This is a genomic window from Cupriavidus sp. L7L, assembly GCF_004353535.1.
GTDB classification, from domain to species: Bacteria; Pseudomonadota; Gammaproteobacteria; order Burkholderiales; family Burkholderiaceae; genus Cupriavidus; species Cupriavidus oxalaticus_A.
Window position 1 is genome coordinate 1 of record NZ_SMNY01000008.1, and the last position, 14,829, is coordinate 14,829.

Annotated in this window: 25 protein-coding genes; 24 read left to right on the forward strand and 1 reads right to left on the reverse strand. The window is 63.7% G+C overall.

Features of this window, described 5'->3' with window-relative positions; genetic code table 11:
• Both E1J61_RS07080 and rpsJ read left to right on the forward strand, forming a co-directional pair.
• A partial coding sequence (locus E1J61_RS07080) for an elongation factor Tu (protein ID WP_133093422.1) occupies positions 1-226 on the forward strand: 226 nt, incomplete at its 5' end.
• A 78-nt stretch (positions 227-304) separates the two neighbouring features.
• Positions 305-613, forward strand: coding sequence for a 30S ribosomal protein S10 (gene rpsJ, locus E1J61_RS07085; RefSeq protein ID WP_006160488.1), 309 nt, complete (start codon positions 305-307; stop codon positions 611-613).
• A 195-nt stretch (positions 614-808) separates the two neighbouring features.
• On the opposite strand, the gene E1J61_RS07090 is transcribed toward rpsJ, so the two are convergent.
• Positions 809-1,819 carry an AraC family transcriptional regulator gene (locus E1J61_RS07090; RefSeq protein ID WP_133093423.1) on the reverse strand — a complete coding sequence of 337 codons (1,011 nt, stop codon included), beginning with the start codon at positions 1,817-1,819 and terminating at the stop codon, positions 809-811.
• Positions 1,820-2,140: 321 nt separating this feature from the next.
• Between E1J61_RS07090 and E1J61_RS07095 the strand changes: the two genes are divergently transcribed.
• The 22 genes from E1J61_RS07095 to rpsE all read left to right on the forward strand — a co-directional run bounded on the left by E1J61_RS07095 (position 2,141) and on the right by rpsE (position 14,822).
• Positions 2,141-3,370, forward strand: a complete 1,230-nt coding sequence (locus E1J61_RS07095) for a dienelactone hydrolase family protein (protein ID WP_133093424.1) — start codon at positions 2,141-2,143, stop codon at positions 3,368-3,370.
• 92 nt (positions 3,371-3,462) lie between these two features.
• Positions 3,463-4,251 (forward strand): SDR family oxidoreductase, encoded by a 789-nt coding sequence (locus E1J61_RS07100; protein WP_133093425.1) that lies wholly within the window; start codon positions 3,463-3,465, stop codon positions 4,249-4,251.
• A 46-nt stretch (positions 4,252-4,297) separates the two neighbouring features.
• A complete protein-coding gene (locus E1J61_RS07105) occupies positions 4,298-5,539 on the forward strand; it encodes a styrene monooxygenase/indole monooxygenase family protein (RefSeq protein ID WP_133093426.1) in 1,242 nt (413 codons plus the stop codon).
• Between the two features lies 1 nt (position 5,540).
• Entirely contained in the window at positions 5,541-6,041 is a 501-nt protein-coding gene (locus E1J61_RS07110) for a flavin reductase family protein (RefSeq protein WP_133093427.1), read from the forward strand.
• A 289-nt stretch (positions 6,042-6,330) separates the two neighbouring features.
• Entirely contained in the window at positions 6,331-6,981 is a 651-nt protein-coding gene (rplC, locus tag E1J61_RS07115) for a 50S ribosomal protein L3 (protein ID WP_010812397.1), read from the forward strand.
• 12 nt (positions 6,982-6,993) lie between these two features.
• Positions 6,994-7,614 (forward strand): 50S ribosomal protein L4, encoded by a 621-nt coding sequence (gene rplD / locus E1J61_RS07120; protein WP_029047583.1) that lies wholly within the window; start codon positions 6,994-6,996, stop codon positions 7,612-7,614.
• Complete coding sequence (gene rplW / locus E1J61_RS07125; protein ID WP_006576245.1) at positions 7,611-7,925, forward strand: 50S ribosomal protein L23; 315 nt, start codon at positions 7,611-7,613, stop codon at positions 7,923-7,925. The genes rplD and rplW overlap by 4 nt, the downstream gene beginning before the upstream one ends.
• Positions 7,926-7,927: 2 nt before the next feature.
• Positions 7,928-8,758: a 50S ribosomal protein L2 gene (gene rplB, locus E1J61_RS07130; protein ID WP_029047584.1), complete on the forward strand. Its 831-nt coding sequence runs from the start codon at positions 7,928-7,930 to the stop codon at positions 8,756-8,758.
• Between the two features lie 22 nt (positions 8,759-8,780).
• Positions 8,781-9,056, forward strand: coding sequence for a 30S ribosomal protein S19 (gene rpsS / locus E1J61_RS07135; protein WP_029047585.1), 276 nt, complete (start codon positions 8,781-8,783; stop codon positions 9,054-9,056).
• A 9-nt stretch (positions 9,057-9,065) separates the two neighbouring features.
• Complete coding sequence (gene rplV, locus E1J61_RS07140) at positions 9,066-9,395, forward strand: 50S ribosomal protein L22 (RefSeq protein ID WP_003271370.1); 330 nt, start codon at positions 9,066-9,068, stop codon at positions 9,393-9,395.
• A gap of 9 nt (positions 9,396-9,404) precedes the next feature.
• A complete protein-coding gene (gene rpsC, locus E1J61_RS07145) occupies positions 9,405-10,202 on the forward strand; it encodes a 30S ribosomal protein S3 (protein ID WP_133093428.1) in 798 nt (265 codons plus the stop codon).
• Positions 10,203-10,204: 2 nt separating this feature from the next.
• Entirely contained in the window at positions 10,205-10,621 is a 417-nt protein-coding gene (rplP, locus tag E1J61_RS07150; RefSeq protein ID WP_006576240.1) for a 50S ribosomal protein L16, read from the forward strand.
• 11 nt (positions 10,622-10,632) lie between these two features.
• Entirely contained in the window at positions 10,633-10,827 is a 195-nt protein-coding gene (gene rpmC, locus E1J61_RS07155; RefSeq protein ID WP_008642937.1) for a 50S ribosomal protein L29, read from the forward strand.
• Positions 10,824-11,102, forward strand: coding sequence for a 30S ribosomal protein S17 (rpsQ, locus tag E1J61_RS07160; RefSeq protein WP_010812389.1), 279 nt, complete (start codon positions 10,824-10,826; stop codon positions 11,100-11,102). Before rpmC ends, rpsQ begins: the two co-directional genes overlap by 4 nt.
• A 275-nt stretch (positions 11,103-11,377) precedes the next feature.
• Positions 11,378-11,746 (forward strand): 50S ribosomal protein L14, encoded by a 369-nt coding sequence (gene rplN, locus E1J61_RS07165; RefSeq protein WP_010812388.1) that lies wholly within the window; start codon positions 11,378-11,380, stop codon positions 11,744-11,746.
• Positions 11,747-11,755: 9 nt separating this feature from the next.
• The gene (gene rplX, locus E1J61_RS07170; protein ID WP_010812387.1) at positions 11,756-12,064 is read left to right on the forward strand and encodes a 50S ribosomal protein L24; all 309 of its coding nucleotides are present in this window, start codon (positions 11,756-11,758) and stop codon (positions 12,062-12,064) included.
• A gap of 25 nt (positions 12,065-12,089) precedes the next feature.
• Positions 12,090-12,632 carry a 50S ribosomal protein L5 gene (rplE, locus tag E1J61_RS07175; RefSeq protein ID WP_010812386.1) on the forward strand — a complete coding sequence of 181 codons (543 nt, stop codon included), beginning with the start codon at positions 12,090-12,092 and terminating at the stop codon, positions 12,630-12,632.
• Positions 12,633-12,641: 9 nt separating this feature from the next.
• Entirely contained in the window at positions 12,642-12,947 is a 306-nt protein-coding gene (rpsN, locus tag E1J61_RS07180; protein WP_010812385.1) for a 30S ribosomal protein S14, read from the forward strand.
• Between the two features lie 27 nt (positions 12,948-12,974).
• Positions 12,975-13,370 (forward strand): 30S ribosomal protein S8, encoded by a 396-nt coding sequence (rpsH, locus tag E1J61_RS07185; protein ID WP_010812384.1) that lies wholly within the window; start codon positions 12,975-12,977, stop codon positions 13,368-13,370.
• 10 nt (positions 13,371-13,380) lie between these two features.
• On the forward strand, positions 13,381-13,914 hold the full coding sequence (gene rplF / locus E1J61_RS07190; protein WP_133093429.1) for a 50S ribosomal protein L6: 534 nt from the start codon (positions 13,381-13,383) through the stop codon (positions 13,912-13,914).
• Between the two features lie 11 nt (positions 13,915-13,925).
• Complete coding sequence (gene rplR / locus E1J61_RS07195) at positions 13,926-14,282, forward strand: 50S ribosomal protein L18 (RefSeq protein ID WP_010812382.1); 357 nt, start codon at positions 13,926-13,928, stop codon at positions 14,280-14,282.
• Between the two features lie 21 nt (positions 14,283-14,303).
• Positions 14,304-14,822 carry a 30S ribosomal protein S5 gene (gene rpsE / locus E1J61_RS07200; RefSeq protein WP_006160449.1) on the forward strand — a complete coding sequence of 173 codons (519 nt, stop codon included), beginning with the start codon at positions 14,304-14,306 and terminating at the stop codon, positions 14,820-14,822.
• The last annotated feature ends 7 nt before the right edge of the window (positions 14,823-14,829 follow it).

Sequence of the window (14,829 nt, forward strand, 5' to 3'; positions counted from 1 at the left end):
CACCCCGTTCTTCAACAACTACCGCCCGCAGTTCTACTTCCGTACGACCGACGTGACCGGCTCGATCGAGCTGCCGAAGGACAAGGAAATGGTCATGCCGGGTGACAACGTGTCGATCACCGTCAAGCTGATCGCCCCGATCGCCATGGAAGAAGGCCTGCGCTTCGCTATCCGCGAAGGTGGCCGTACCGTCGGCGCCGGCGTCGTGGCAAAGATCCTCGACTAAGCACTTCCTGGGACATGCCTGCGGGCATGTCCCCATTTAACTGGGCACCTTGCCCAATCGCTCTTTTAAGGAAATATCATGCAGAACCAGAAGATCCGTATCCGCCTGAAGGCTTTCGACTATCGCCTGATCGACCAGTCGGCTGCCGAAATCGTGGATACCGCCAAGCGTACCGGCGCAATCGTCAAGGGCCCGGTGCCCCTGCCGACCCGCATCCAGCGCTTCGACATCCTGCGTTCGCCGCACGTCAACAAGACCAGCCGCGATCAGTTCGAGATCCGCACTCACCAGCGCCTGATGGACATCGTCGATCCGACCGACAAGACGGTTGACGCGCTGATGAAGCTCGACCTGCCGGCCGGCGTGGACGTCGAGATCAAGGTGTAAAGATGCTTTGGGCCGCGTTGGTGGCCTGATGCAGCAAAAACGGCGAACCGCAGGGTTCGCCGTTTTTGTTGGCTGACAAGTTTGAATCGCCGATTGTTTGCTCCCCTCTCCCACTTCGCGGGAGAGGGGAGCCTCTACCAGGGGCGTTGGCTTGCGTTCAGCGCGTGGTGCACGTATGCCGGTACAGATCGGACGTCAACCCGCCCCACGCCGCCGCAGCGTCTGCGCCGGACATTCACCGAATGCCCGCCGATATTCGGCGCTGAAGCGCCCCAGATGCGCAAAACCCCAGCGCAATGCCGCGGCGCTGACCGATGCCACCGATGCATCGTTCAGCAGGTCGTGCCGCACCCGCTCAAGCCGCACGGTGCGCAGGTAGGCCATCGGCCCAGTACCGCGATGCTCGCGAAAGCCGGCAAACAGGCTGCGCACACTGACGCCGGCCACCTCCGCCAGCAAGGCCGGGTTCAACGCCGCATCAGCGTTGGCATGAATGTACTCCTCCACCACCTTGACATGGCGCGGCGCCAGCGGCTTGCCGTGCTCGCGCAGCGCGTCCGACAGGCTATGCGGCTGTGCGGTCAGCAGCGTACCGATCACCAGTTGCTCGAGCTGGCAGGCGGTGAGGGGATGCCGGGCCGATTCCGGGGCCGTCTCGAGCATCGCGGCGAGGTAGCGCATCAGCTCGTACCAGGCGCCGGTGCGCCACGCCATGCCGAGCGCAAAGCGCAGCGCGCGCTCGGGACGCCGGCCCAGGTGGGCGGCGCAGATCCGGTCGAGCGCACTGCGCTCGATGCGCACGATCAGCTGGTCGCTGTCCGCGCTCCAGCGCATCGCGAGCGCGTCGGCCGGCGTCAGCACCGAGGCGCTGTCCGGCGTGGACAGGATGTGCTGGTCGCCACAGCGGATATCGGCCTGGCCCGACAGCGGCATCTGCACCAGCAGGAAGTCGCCCAGCGGACCGGGATCGATGGTGACGTCGGCGCCGTACGCCAACCGGTTGAACGACACCGCGCCCAGCGGGGCATGGTGCATGCGCGCCTGCAGCCGGGTACCACGCACTTCCAGCCGATGCGGCTTGAACACGCGGCCGACGGCTGCGCGCGTCTCGGCTACGTCGGTCGAGGCAAACACGCACCGCGCGGGGTCGCCGAGCAGGGCGCGCGCCAACGGTCCGGCGGCCGTGGCGGCGGGGGGCAGCTGCATTGTCTCGCTCCTCTGGCGTGGACCGCGGTGCTGCCGGGCAGGCTGGGCCTGGCGCCGTGCGCGCCGCATGGTCAGGGACCGGGCCGGCGGTCGAAGTCCGCCCGGCAAACGGTTTCCCACGCGATCCACTATAGCGGATGGGCCCCGGCCGCCGTGTGCCGCCGGCGCCACAGCGTTGACCGGGTCGGCAGTTTCCTGCACTAATCGGATAGCCGCTGCGCCCAGCGGCTAGTTTGCTGCGGTGCGGAGCCACCATGATGATTCCAGCACGGCAGCCGCCCACCAGGTACCGTAAAGCGAAAACGACAAGGAGAGCAGGCCATGGGCCAGACCATCCAGATCCAGACCCCAGAAGGCAGTTTCAGCGGTTATCTCGCCGTCCCGGCGGCAGGCAAGGGCCCGGGCATCGTGCTGTGCCAGGAGATTTTCGGCGTCAACGCCACCATGCGCCAGGTTGCCGACTACTACGCCGAAGAGGGCTACACGGTGCTGGTGCCCGACCTGTTCTGGCGCATCGCCCCGGGCATCGAGCTGATTGATCGCGGCGAAGACTTCCAGCGCGCGCTCGGCCTGTACCAGCAGTTCGACGAGGCCAGGGGCGTGCAGGATGTGGGCGCGGCCCTGGACGCGCTGCGCGCCCGCCCGGAATGCGCCGGCCAGACCGGCGTGCTGGGCTTCTGCCTGGGCGGCAAGCTGGCCTACCTGGCGGCTTGCCGGCTGCCGGACGTGGCTTGCGCAGTGGCCTACTATGGCGTCGGCATCGAGCATGCGCTGGCCGAGGCCGCCAATGTGCGCGGCCGCCTGGTGCTGCATATCGCGGAGAAGGACGGCTTCTGCCCGCCGAAGGCACAGGCCGCGATCCGCGAAGCGCTGGCCGGGCGCGACCACATCGAGGTCTATGTCTACCCGGGCGTCGACCATGCCTTCGCGCGCGTGGGCGGCGAGCATTTCGACAAGCCTTCCGCGCTGATGGCGCACCAGCGCGCGATTGCCGCGCTGCGCCGCGAGATGGGGCCGCACTACGATTTCTCCACGCTGTGGGACAAGCACTGCGAATATGAATTCGCCACGCGCGACGTGGATGCCACCATGGCGACGATGGTGCCGCAGCCCTACGTGAACCATATCCCGACCATGACCGGCGGCGTCGGCTACGCGCAGCTGCGGCGCTTCTACCAGAACCACTTTGTCCACAGCAATCCACCGGATACCACGCTGATTCCGCTGTCGCGAACGATCGGCACCACGCAGATCGTCGACGAACTGCTGTTCTGCTTTACGCATACCTGCGAGATCGACTGGATGCTGCCGGGCGTGCCGCCCACCGGCAAGCGCGTGGAGATCCCGCTGGTCGCCATCGTCAAGTTCCGCGGCGACAAGCTCTATCACGAGCATATCTACTGGGACCAGGCCAGCGTGCTGGTGCAGATCGGCAAGCTCGACCCGGCGGGTCTGCCGGTGGCGGGCGTGGAGACCGCGCGCAAGCTGCTGGATGAAACCTTGCCGTCGAACACGCTGATGGCGCGCTGGCAGGAGAGCGAGGGTAAGTAGCGAGCGCAAGTAGCGAGCACAACAACGATCCGGAGCGGGTTCGCAGAGGCCTGCCCGGGCCACGGACACGGATGGCAAACAAGGAGACAACCATGAAGGGATTGCAGGACAAGGTGGCCATCGTCACCGGCGGCGCCACTCTGATCGGCGCTGGCGTGGCGCGGGCCTTCGTCGAGGCTGGTGCGCGCGTGGCGATCTTTGATATCGACGCCGCCAACGGTGAGCGCGTTGCCGCGGAGCTGGGCAAGGACGCGCTTTTTATCGCGGCCGATATCACGCAGGACGAACAGGTCCGCGATGCCGTGGGCCAGGTCGCGCAGCGCTTCGGCGGCGTGGACTTCCTGGTCAACCTGGCCTGCACCTATCTCGACGACGGCTTCCGCTCCAGCCGTGCCGACTGGCTGGCGGCGCTCGACGTCAACGTCGTGTCCGGCGTGATGCTGGCGCAGGCGGTGGCGCCGCTGATGCGCGCGCGCGGCGGTGGCGCCATCGTCAATTTCACCAGCATCTCGGCCAATGTCGCGCAGACCGGGCGCTGGCTATATCCGGTATCCAAGGCGGCCATCGCGCAGCTGACGCGCAATATGGCGATGGATCTGGCGCCCGACCGCATCCGCGTGAATTCGGTGTCGCCAGGCTGGACCTGGTGCCGGCTGATGGACGAGGTCAGCGGCGGCAACCGCGCCCGTACCGATGCCGTCGCCGCGCCATTCCACCTGCTGGGCCGCGTGGGCGAGCCCGACGAGGTCGCGCAGGTGGTGCTGTTCCTGTGCTCTGACCATGCCAGCTTCGTCACCGGCGCGGATTACGCCGTCGACGGTGGCTACAGTGCGATGGGCCCGGAGCAGAACGTCCCGGCAATCGGCAAGCTGGCCGGCTGACGCCATCGCCGCACACGCCATCCCCATCCAATCAGGAGACCACATCATGCGCCAACGCATCGCCATCGTAGGGGCCGGGCAATCCGGCCTGCAAATGGCCCTCGGGCTGCAGGCGGCCGGCTACCAGGTCACGCTGCTGTCCAATCGCACGCCGGAGCAAGTCCGCACCGGCAAGGTCATGTCGAGCCAGTGCATGTTCGACCGCGCCTTGCAGACCGAGCGCGACCTCGGCCTCAACTGGTGGGACGACAACTGCCCGCCGGTCGAAGGCATCGGCCTGGCCGTGCCGCATCCCGAACTACCCGGCGCGAAAGCCATCGATTGGGCCGCGCCGCTGGACCGGCCGGCACAGGCGGTCGACCAGCGGCTGAAGATGCCGGCGTGGATGGAAGCCTTCGCCGCGCGCGGCGGCGACCTGCGCATCGTCGATGTTGGCGTGGACGAACTGGAAGCGCTGACCGGCGAGCACGACCTGGTGCTGCTGGCCGCCGGCAAGGGCGAGATCGTCAGCCGCTTCGAGCGCGACGCGCAGCGCAGCCCGTTCGACAAGCCGCAACGCGCGCTGGCGCTGACCTATGTCACCGGCATGGTACCGCGCGAGCCGTTCTCGCGGGTTTGCTTCAACCTGATCCCGGGTGTCGGCGAATACTTCGTCTTCCCCGCGCTGACGCTGTCGGGGCCGTGCGAGATCATGGTGTTCGAGGGCATCCCCGGCGGCCCGATGGATCGCTGGGCCGAGGCACGCACGCCCGACCAGCACCTCGCAGAGAGCCTGCGCATCCTGCGCACCTATGCGCCGTGGGAGGCCGAGCGCTGCGAGCGGGTGGCGCTGACCGACGACAACGGCATCCTGTCGGGCCGCTTCGCGCCGACGGTGCGCAAGCCGGTGCTGACGCTGCCTTCGGGCCGGCTGGTATTCGGCATGGCCGATGCCGTGGTGGTCAACGACCCGATCACCGGGCAGGGTTCCAACAATGCCGCCAAATGCTGCAAGGTCTACCTCGACGCCATCCTCGCCCATGGCGAGCGGCCGTTCGACCGTGACTGGATGGAGCAGACCTTCGCCCGCTACTGGCAATACGCCGGCGATGTCGTGGCCTGGACCAACTCGCTGCTGACCCCGCCGCCGCCGCATATCCTGGCGCTGCTGGGCGCGGCAGGGCAGGCGCCCGCGCTGGCGGCGCGCATCGCCAACGGCTTCGACAATCCACCGGACTATTTCCCGTGGTGGATGGACGAGCAGGCTTGCCACCAGCTGATCGACCACCACCTGCCGCAGGCTGCCTGACATGGACACCACCAATCATGCCGCGCCCCTGCTCGATCCGCGCGAGTTGCGGCGGGTTTGCGGCCGCTACGCGACCGGCGTGGCGGTCATCGGTGCCTGTACCGCGCAGCTGCGGCCGGTCGGCATCACCGTCAACTCGTTCGCGTCGCTGTCGCTGGCGCCGCCGCTGATCCTGTGGAGCCTGGCGTCGCACTCGCCCAACGCCGGGTTGTTCGAGCCAGGCCGGCCGTTCGGTGTCAGCATCCTGCGCGCCGGGCACGGCGACCTGGCGCGCCGCTTCGCGACGCCGGCTGTAGACAAGTTCGCCGGCGTGCGCCATACGCGCTGCGCCCAGGGCGTGCCTTACCTTGACGAGGCGCTCGCCACGCTCGCGTGCCGCGTCGAGCGTGCCGATCCCGTGGGCGATCACCTGCTGATCGTCGGCGCGGTGGAGTCCATCTCGGCGGAAGAAGGCGAGCCGCTGGTCTTCTATAGTGGCGGCTTCGTGCGCGTCGCCGCCTGAGCCGCATGCCGGCGAGCGGCGTCTGCTGCCCGCCGCGCCGCCTTCGTGCCAGCTTTTGTGCACATCTGCTTGAATCCTGCCTACAACACCCATCGGCAAATCACAATTGCTTATTGCCCTTTCCTCGGGGAAGGGTTATAGTGTAAGGCTACCCGTGTCTCCGGGTAGTGGGTTGGCCGTTTTGGCCAGGCGCAGTCCTCTTTAGCGCAGCCCATCCGCGCACAAGCGCAAACACAGTTTTCGTGTATCAATCAGCCCCGGCCAATCGCAGCTGGGAATGGAGCAAACCATGAGCCTTGGCCTTGTAGGTCGCAAGGTTGGCATGACCCGTATTTTCACGGACGACGGTGAAGCGATTCCCGTGACCGTGGTCGAGGTCGGCGACAACCGCGTGACGCAAATCAAGACGGACGAGACCGACGGTTATACCGCGGTTCAAGTCACCTTCGGCGCACGACGCGCAAGCCGCGTCACCAAGCCGCTGGCGGGTCACCTCGCCAAAGCCGGCGTGGAAGCCGGCGAAATCATCCGCGAATTCCGTATCGATGCAGCCAAGGCTGCCGAACTGCAAGCTGGCGGTTCGCTGTCGGTCGACCTGTTCGAAGTCGGTCAGAAGATCGACGTGCAGGGCGTGACCATCGGTAAGGGCTACGCCGGTACCATCAAGCGCTATCACTTCGCCTCCGGCCGTGCCACCCACGGTAACTCGCGCTCGCACAACGTGCCGGGCTCGATCGGTATGGCGCAGGATCCGGGCCGCGTGTTCCCGGGCAAGCGCATGACCGGTCACCTGGGCGATGTCACCCGCACCGTGCAGAACCTGGAGATCGCCAAGATCGACGCAGAGCGCAAGCTGCTGCTGGTCAAGGGCGCCATCCCTGGCTCCAAGAACGGCAAGGTCATCGTTACCCCGGCCGTCAAGGCCAAAGCCAAAGCTTAAGGAGCGCATGTAATGGAACTCAAGCTCCTCCAGGACAATGGCCAGATCGGCGCGGGCGTTGCCGCTTCGCCCGAAGTGTTCGGCCGTGACTACAACGAAGCCCTCGTTCACCAGATCGTCGTCGCTTACCAGGCCAACGCGCGCAGCGGTAACCGCAAGCAGAAGGATCGTGAAGAGGTCAAGCACACGACCAAGAAGCCGTGGCGCCAGAAGGGTACGGGCCGTGCTCGTGCCGGTATGTCTTCCTCGCCGCTGTGGCGCGGGGGCGGCCGTATCTTCCCGAATTCGCCGGAAGAGAACTTCAGCCAGAAGGTCAACAAGAAGATGTTCCGTGCCGGCATGCGCTCGATTTACTCGCAGCTCGCACGTGAAGGTCGTATCAATGTGGTGGACGGTTTCACCGTCGACGCGCCCAAGACCAAGCTCTTGGCCGACAAGTTCAAGGCCATGGGCCTGGACTCGGTGCTGATCATCACCGACAGCCTCGACGAAAACCTCTACCTGGCTTCGCGCAACCTGCCGCACGTGGCAGTTGTCGAGCCGCGCCAGGCTGATCCGCTGTCGCTCGTGCACTACAAGAAGGTGCTGGTGACCAAGGCAGCCGTCGCGCAGATCGAGGAGTTGCTGAAATGACGCAAGTAGCCAAGAACGATCATCGTTTGATGCAGGTGCTGCTCGCGCCGGTGGTTTCCGAAAAGGCAACCCTGGTCGCCGACAAGAATGAACAAGTCGTGTTCGAAGTGGCCCGCGATGCCAACAAGGCAGAAGTGAAGGCCGCCGTCGAACTGCTGTTCAAGGTCGAGGTGCAGTCCGTTCAGATCCTGAACCAGAAGGGCAAGCAGAAGCGCTTCGGCCGTTTCATGGGCCGTCGCAACCACGTGAAGAAAGCTTACGTGTCGCTGAAGCCGGGTCAGGAAATCAATTTTGAAGCGGAGGCCAAGTAATCATGGCACTCGTCAAGACCAAGCCGACTTCCCCGGGTCGTCGCTCGATGGTGAAGGTCGTCAACAAGGACCTTCACAAGGGCGCCCCGCACGCTCCGCTGCTGGAAAAGCAATTCCAGAAGTCGGGTCGTAACAACAATGGTCATATCACCACCCGCCACAAGGGCGGTGGTCATAAGCACCACTACCGCGTGGTCGACTTCAAGCGCAACGACAAGGACGGCATCCCCGCCAAGGTCGAGCGCCTGGAATACGATCCGAACCGCAGCGCCAACATCGCGCTGGTCGTGTTCGCCGACGGCGAGCGCCGCTACATCATCGCCACCAAGGGCATGGTTGCCGGCCAATCGCTGCTGAATGGCTCGGAAGCGCCGATCAAGGCTGGTAACAACCTGCCGATCCGCAACATTCCGGTCGGTACCACGATCAACAACGTGGAAATGCTGCCGGGCAAGGGCGCCCAGATCGCCCGCGCTGCAGGCGGCTCCGCCGTGCTGCTGGCCCGTGAAGGCCTGTACGCCCAGGTTCGCCTGCGCTCCGGCGAAGTGCGCCGCGTGCACATCGAGTGCCGCGCCACCGTCGGTGAAGTTGGCAACGAAGAGCACAGCCTGCGCGTCATCGGCAAGGCCGGTGCGACCCGTTGGCGCGGTATCCGCCCGACGGTCCGCGGCGTTGTGATGAACCCGGTCGACCACCCGCACGGTGGTGGCGAGGGCAAGACCGCTGCTGGCCGCGATCCGGTGTCGCCGTGGGGTACCCCGACCAAGGGCTACCGCACCCGCAGCAACAAGCGCACGGACAGCATGATCGTCCAGAAGCGCCACAAGCGTTAATCGGTAGGTAGGAGCTAAAGATATGACTCGTTCCGCTAAAAAGGGTCCGTTCTGCGACGCCCACCTGCTGAAGAAGGTGGAAGTTGCAGTCAGCGGCAAGGACAAGAAGCCCATCAAGACTTGGTCGCGCCGCTCGACCATTCTGCCGGAGTTCATTGGCCTGACGATCGCCGTGCACAACGGCCGTCAACACGTGCCGGTGTACGTGACGGAAAACATGGTTGGCCACAAGCTCGGCGAATTTGCGATCACCCGCACGTTCAAGGGCCACGCGGCTGACAAGAAAGCGAAGAGGTAAGGTGCCATCATGGAAGTGAAAGCGATTCATCGCGGTGCCCGCATCTCCGCCCAGAAGACGCGCCTGGTCGCTGACCAGATCCGTGGTCTGCCGATCGAGCGCGCGCTCAATGTCCTGACGTTCAGCCCGAAAAAGGCTGCCGGGATTGTGAAGAAGGTGGTCGAATCGGCCATCGCCAACGCTGAGCACAACGAAGGCGCCGACATCGACGAACTCAAGGTCAAATCGATCTACGTCGACAAGGCGACCTCGCTCAAGCGCTTCACCGCACGGGCGAAGGGCCGCGGCAACCGCATCGAGAAACAAACCTGTCACATCACTGTGACGCTCGGCAACTAAGGAGTCACGATGGGACAGAAGATTCATCCGACTGGCTTCCGTCTGGCTGTCAGCCGTAACTGGGCTTCGCGCTGGTACGCCAGCAACACGAAGTTCGCCGGCATGCTGAAGGAAGACATCGAAGTTCGCGACTTCCTGAAGAAGAAGCTGAAGAACGCATCGGTTGGCCGCGTCGTCATCGAGCGCCCCGCCCGCAATGCCCGCATCACCATTTACAGCTCGCGTCCGGGCGTGGTGATCGGCAAGAAGGGTGAGGACATCGAACTGCTGAAGGCCGAACTGCAGCGTCGCATGGGCGTGCCCGTGCACGTGAACATCGAGGAAATCCGCAAGCCGGAAACCGATGCTCAGCTGATCGCCGACTCGATCACCCAGCAGCTCGAGCGCCGCATCATGTTCCGCCGCGCCATGAAGCGCGCCATGCAGAACGCGATGCGCCTGGGTGCCCAGGGCATCAAGATCATGAGCGCCGGCCGTCTGAACGGTATCGAAATCGCACGTACCGAGTGGTACCGCGAAGGCCGTGTGCCCCTGCACACCCTGCGCGCCGACATCGACTACGGCTTCTCCGAAGCAGAAACCACCTACGGCATCATCGGTGTCAAGGTGTGGGTCTACAAGGGTGATCACCTCGGCCGCAATGAAGCGCCGGTGGTGGAAGAGCCGCAAGACGACCGTCGTCGTCGCCCGGGTCGTCCGGAAGGCCGCCGCCGTGAAGGCGAAGGCCGTCCGAGTGGCAACCGCCGTGGCGGTGCCGGTGCCGGTCGTCGCGCTGCGCCTGGCGCAGATGGGAAGAGTGGAGAATAACGATGCTGCAACCTAAGCGCAGAAAATACCGCAAGGAGCAGAAAGGCCGCAACACGGGTAAGGCTACCCGTGGCAACGCCGTGTCTTTCGGCGAATTCGGCCTGAAGGCCATGGGCCGTGGCCGTCTGACGGCTCGCCAGATCGAGTCGGCACGTCGTGCGATGACCCGTCACATCAAGCGTGGCGGCCGCATCTGGATCCGGATCTTCCCGGACAAGCCGATCTCGAAGAAGCCCGCTGAAGTCCGTATGGGTAACGGTAAGGGCAATCCGGAGTACTACGTGGCTGAAATCCAGCCGGGCAAGATGCTGTACGAAATGGATGGCGTGAGCGAAGAGCTGGCGCGTGAGGCGTTCCGCCTCGCAGCGGCCAAGCTGCCGATCGCCACCAATTTCGTGGTGCGCCAGGTCGGGACGTAAGGAGAGCAGGGATGAAAGCATCCGAACTTCGCGGCAAGGACGCCGCAGGCCTGAACCAGGAGCTCTCCGAGCTGCTGAAGGCCCAATTTAGCCTGCGCATGCAAAAGGCAACCCAACAGCTGCAGAACACCAGCCAGCTGAAGAAGGTTCGCAAGGACATCGCGCGCGTGCAAACCGTGCTGACTGAAAAGGCGAACGCGAAATGACTGAAGCTGCACAAACGGAAAAGTCGCTTCGCCGTACCCTGGTCGGCCGTGTCGTGAGCGACAAGATGGACAAGACCGTTACGGTCTTGGTGGAAAACCGCGTCAAGCATCCCCTGTACGGCAAGTACGTGCTGCGTTCCAAGAAGTACCACGCACACGACGAAGCCAACCAGTACAAGGAAGGCGACAAGGTCGAAATCCAGGAAGGCCGTCCGCTGTCGCGGACCAAGTCCTGGGTGGTTTCCCGGCTGGTAGAGGCTGCACGCGTCATCTAAGAACAACACGTTCTTAGCTTGACTTGCAAGTCCAGGATTATGTAGCTATAATCCTGGACTTCCGCTTTATTGCGTTCGCCTTAGCAGTACCACCCGGGCGGGCCTGTTGAGCGAGCCAGGGCCAAGCGATTCGACATCAGTCAAGTTGCCAGGCTCCTACCGACTTCAAAGTTGATCAACCCATACGGTGCTGGCGCAAGGCCGGAACCGACGGGACCAAGACTGACCGACGGGCGCTATGGCACCTGGCGGATTAAGTTGGGAAGACAAACACCATGATTCAGACAGAAAGCCGGCTCGAAGTGGCCGATAACACTGGTGCGCGCGAAGTGCTGTGCATCAAGGTGCTGGGTGGCTCCAAGCGCCGCTACGCAAGCGTTGGCGACATCATCAAGGTGACCGTCAAGGACGCAGCGCCGCGCGGTCGCGTGAAGAAGGGCGACATCTACAACGCCGTCGTCGTGCGTACCGCCAAGGGCGTGCGCCGCGCTGACGGTTCGCTGATCAAGTTCGACGGCAATGCCGCCGTCCTGCTGAACAACAAGCTCGAGCCGATCGGCACCCGTATTTTCGGGCCGGTGACTCGTGAACTCCGTACCGAGCGCTTCATGAAGATCGTGTCGCTCGCTCCGGAAGTGCTGTAAGGAGCCGACATGAACAAGATTCGCAAAGGCGATGAAGTCATCGTCCTGACCGGCAAGGACAAGGGCAAGCGCGGTACCGTGCAGGCCGTGCTCGGTGACAAGGTTGCGGTGCAGGGCGTGAACATCGCCAAGAAGCATGCGCGCCCGAACCCGATGCTGGGCACCACCGGTGGCGTGGTTGACAAGGTCATGCCGCTGCATATTTCCAACGTTGCGCTCGTGGATGCCAATGGCAAGCCGTCGCGCGTCGGCATCAAGGTGGAAGACGGCAAGCGCGTGCGCGTGCTGAAGACCACCGGCGCCGTCGTGGCAGCTTGATTCTGGGCACGTTTAGGAGTTGAGCATGGCAGCACGTCTGCAAGAGTTTTACAAAGAACAGGTTGTGCCGAAGCTGATCGAACAGTTCGGCTACAAGTCGGTCATGGAAGTGCCGCGCATCACCAAGATCACCCTGAACATGGGCCTTGGCGAAGCGATCAATGACAAGAAGATCATTGAAAACGCCGTCGGCGACCTGACCAAGATCGCCGGTCAGAAGCCGGTCGTGACGAAGGCCAAGAAGGCCATCGCCGGCTTCAAGATCCGCCAGGGCTACCCCATCGGTGCGATGGTGACCCTGCGCGGCGAGCGCATGTTCGAATTCCTCGATCGTTTCGTCACCGTGGCCCTGCCGCGCGTGCGTGACTTCCGTGGTGTGTCGGGCCGTTCGTTTGACGGTCGTGGCAACTACAACATCGGTGTGAAAGAGCAGATCATTTTCCCCGAAATCGAGTACGACAAGATCGACGCACTGCGTGGTCTGAACATCAGCATCACGACGACGGCAAAGAACGACGAGGAAGCCAAGGCACTCCTCGGTGCGTTCAAGTTCCCGTTCCGCAATTAAGGGGTAACCGTGGCTAAACTGGCTCTGATTGAACGTGAGAAGAAGCGCGCCAAGCTGGTGGCGAAGTACGCCGCCAAGCGCGCCAACCTCAAGGCCATTATCGACGACCAAGAGAAGTCGGAAGAAGAGCGTTACAGCGCGCGTCTCGAGCTGCAACAGCTCCCGCGCAACGCGAACCCGACTCGCCAGCGTAATCGCTGCGCGATCACCGGTCGTCCCCGCGGTACCTTCCGCAAGTTTGGCCTGGCGCGTAACAAGATCCGCGAAATCGCCTTCAAGGGCGAAATCCCGGGTCTGACGAAAGCCAGCTGGTAATTACGCACAGGCTACAGGAGAAACAGTATGAGCATGAGCGATCCTATCGCCGATATGCTGACGCGCATCCGCAACGCCCAGGGCGTGCAGAAGGCGTCGGTTGTCATGCCGTCGTCGAAGCTGAAAGTGGCAATCGCCAAGGTCCTGAAGGACGAAGGCTACATCGACGATTACGCCGTCCAGGAAGATGGCGGCAAGGCACAACTGAGCATCGGCCTGAAGTACTACGCCGGCCGTCCGGTGATCGAGCGCATCGAGCGCGTCTCGAAGCCCGGCCTGCGCGTGTACAAGGGCCGCAGCGACATCCCGCAAGTGATGAACGGCCTGGGTGTGGCGATCATCTCGACCCCGCAGGGTCTGATGACCGACCGCAAGGCTCGCGCCACCGGCGTGGGCGGCGAAGTTCTCTGCTACGTCGCTTAAGGAGAGAACCATGTCCCGTGTAGGTAAGGCTCCCATCGCGCTCCCCAAGGGCGCGGAAGTGAACGTGGCAGCTGGCGTGCTCTCCGTGAAGGGTCCGCTGGGTACGCTGTCGCAACCGATTCACAGCCTCGTCAAGGTCAATGTCGAGAACGACACGCTGACCTTCTCGCCGGCTGACGAGTCGCGTGAAGCAAACGCCCTGCAAGGCACCATGCGCGCCCTGGCGGCGAACATGGTCAAGGGCGTGACCACCGGTTTCGAGCGCAAGCTGAACCTCGTTGGCGTGGGCTACCGTGCCCAGCTGCAAGGCGCTGCGCTGAAGCTCCAGCTTGGTTTCTCGCACGACGTGATCCATGAGATGCCGGAAGGCGTGAAGGCGGAAACGCCGACGCAGACCGAGATCATCATCAAGGGTGCGGACAAGCAGAAAGTCGGTCAGGTTGCCGCGGAAGTCCGCGCGTACCGCCCGCCCGAGCCCTACAAGGGCAAGGGTGTGCGCTACAGCGACGAGCGCGTCATCCTGAAGGAAACCAAGAAGAAGTAAGGGGTGCAATGATGAACAAGAAAGACGCTCGTTTGCGCCGTGCACGTCAGACCCGCGCCAAGATCGCGGAGATGAAAGTCAATCGTCTGACCGTGTTCCGTACGAATTCGCATATTTACGCCCAGGTCTTCTCCGAGTGCGGCACCAAGGTGCTGGCTTCGGCTTCGACCGCAGAGGTGGAAGTGCGCAAGGAACTGGATGGCAAGGGCGCTACCGCCGCTGCCGCCACCGTGGTTGGCAAGCGCATCGCCGAGAAGGCGAAGGCTGCCGGCGTGGAAACCGTCGCGTTCGATCGCGCCGGCTTCCGTTTCCATGGCCGCGTGAAGGCCCTGGCAGACGCCGCCCGCGAAGCCGGCCTGAAGTTCTAAGCGCATAGAGAGAGATACGTCATGGCAAAGATGCAAGCAAAAGTCCAACAGGACGAACGCGACGACGGCCTCCGCGAGAAGATGATCTCGGTCAACCGTGTCACCAAGGTGGTGAAGGGTGGCCGGATTCTCGGTTTCGCAGCGCTGACCGTGGTTGGTGACGGCGATGGCCGCATCGGCATGGGCAAGGGCAAGGCCAAGGAAGTGCCGGTTGCTGTTCAGAAGGCAATGGACGAAGCCCGTCGCAAGATGGTCAAGGTCTCGCTGAAGAACGGCACGCTGCAACACGAAGTCGTTGGCAAGCACGGCGCCGCCAAGGTGCTGATGATGCCCGCCAAGGAAGGTACCGGCGTGATCGCCGGCGGCCCGATGCGCGCGATCTTCGAAGTGATGGGCGTCACCAACGTGGTGACCAAGTCGCACGGCTCCACCAACCCGTACAACATGGTTCGCGCCACGCTGGACGGCCTTCAGAAGATGAGCACGCCGGGCGAAATCGCCGCGAAGCGTGGCAAGTCGGTCGAAGACATCCTGGGTTAAGGTGAAC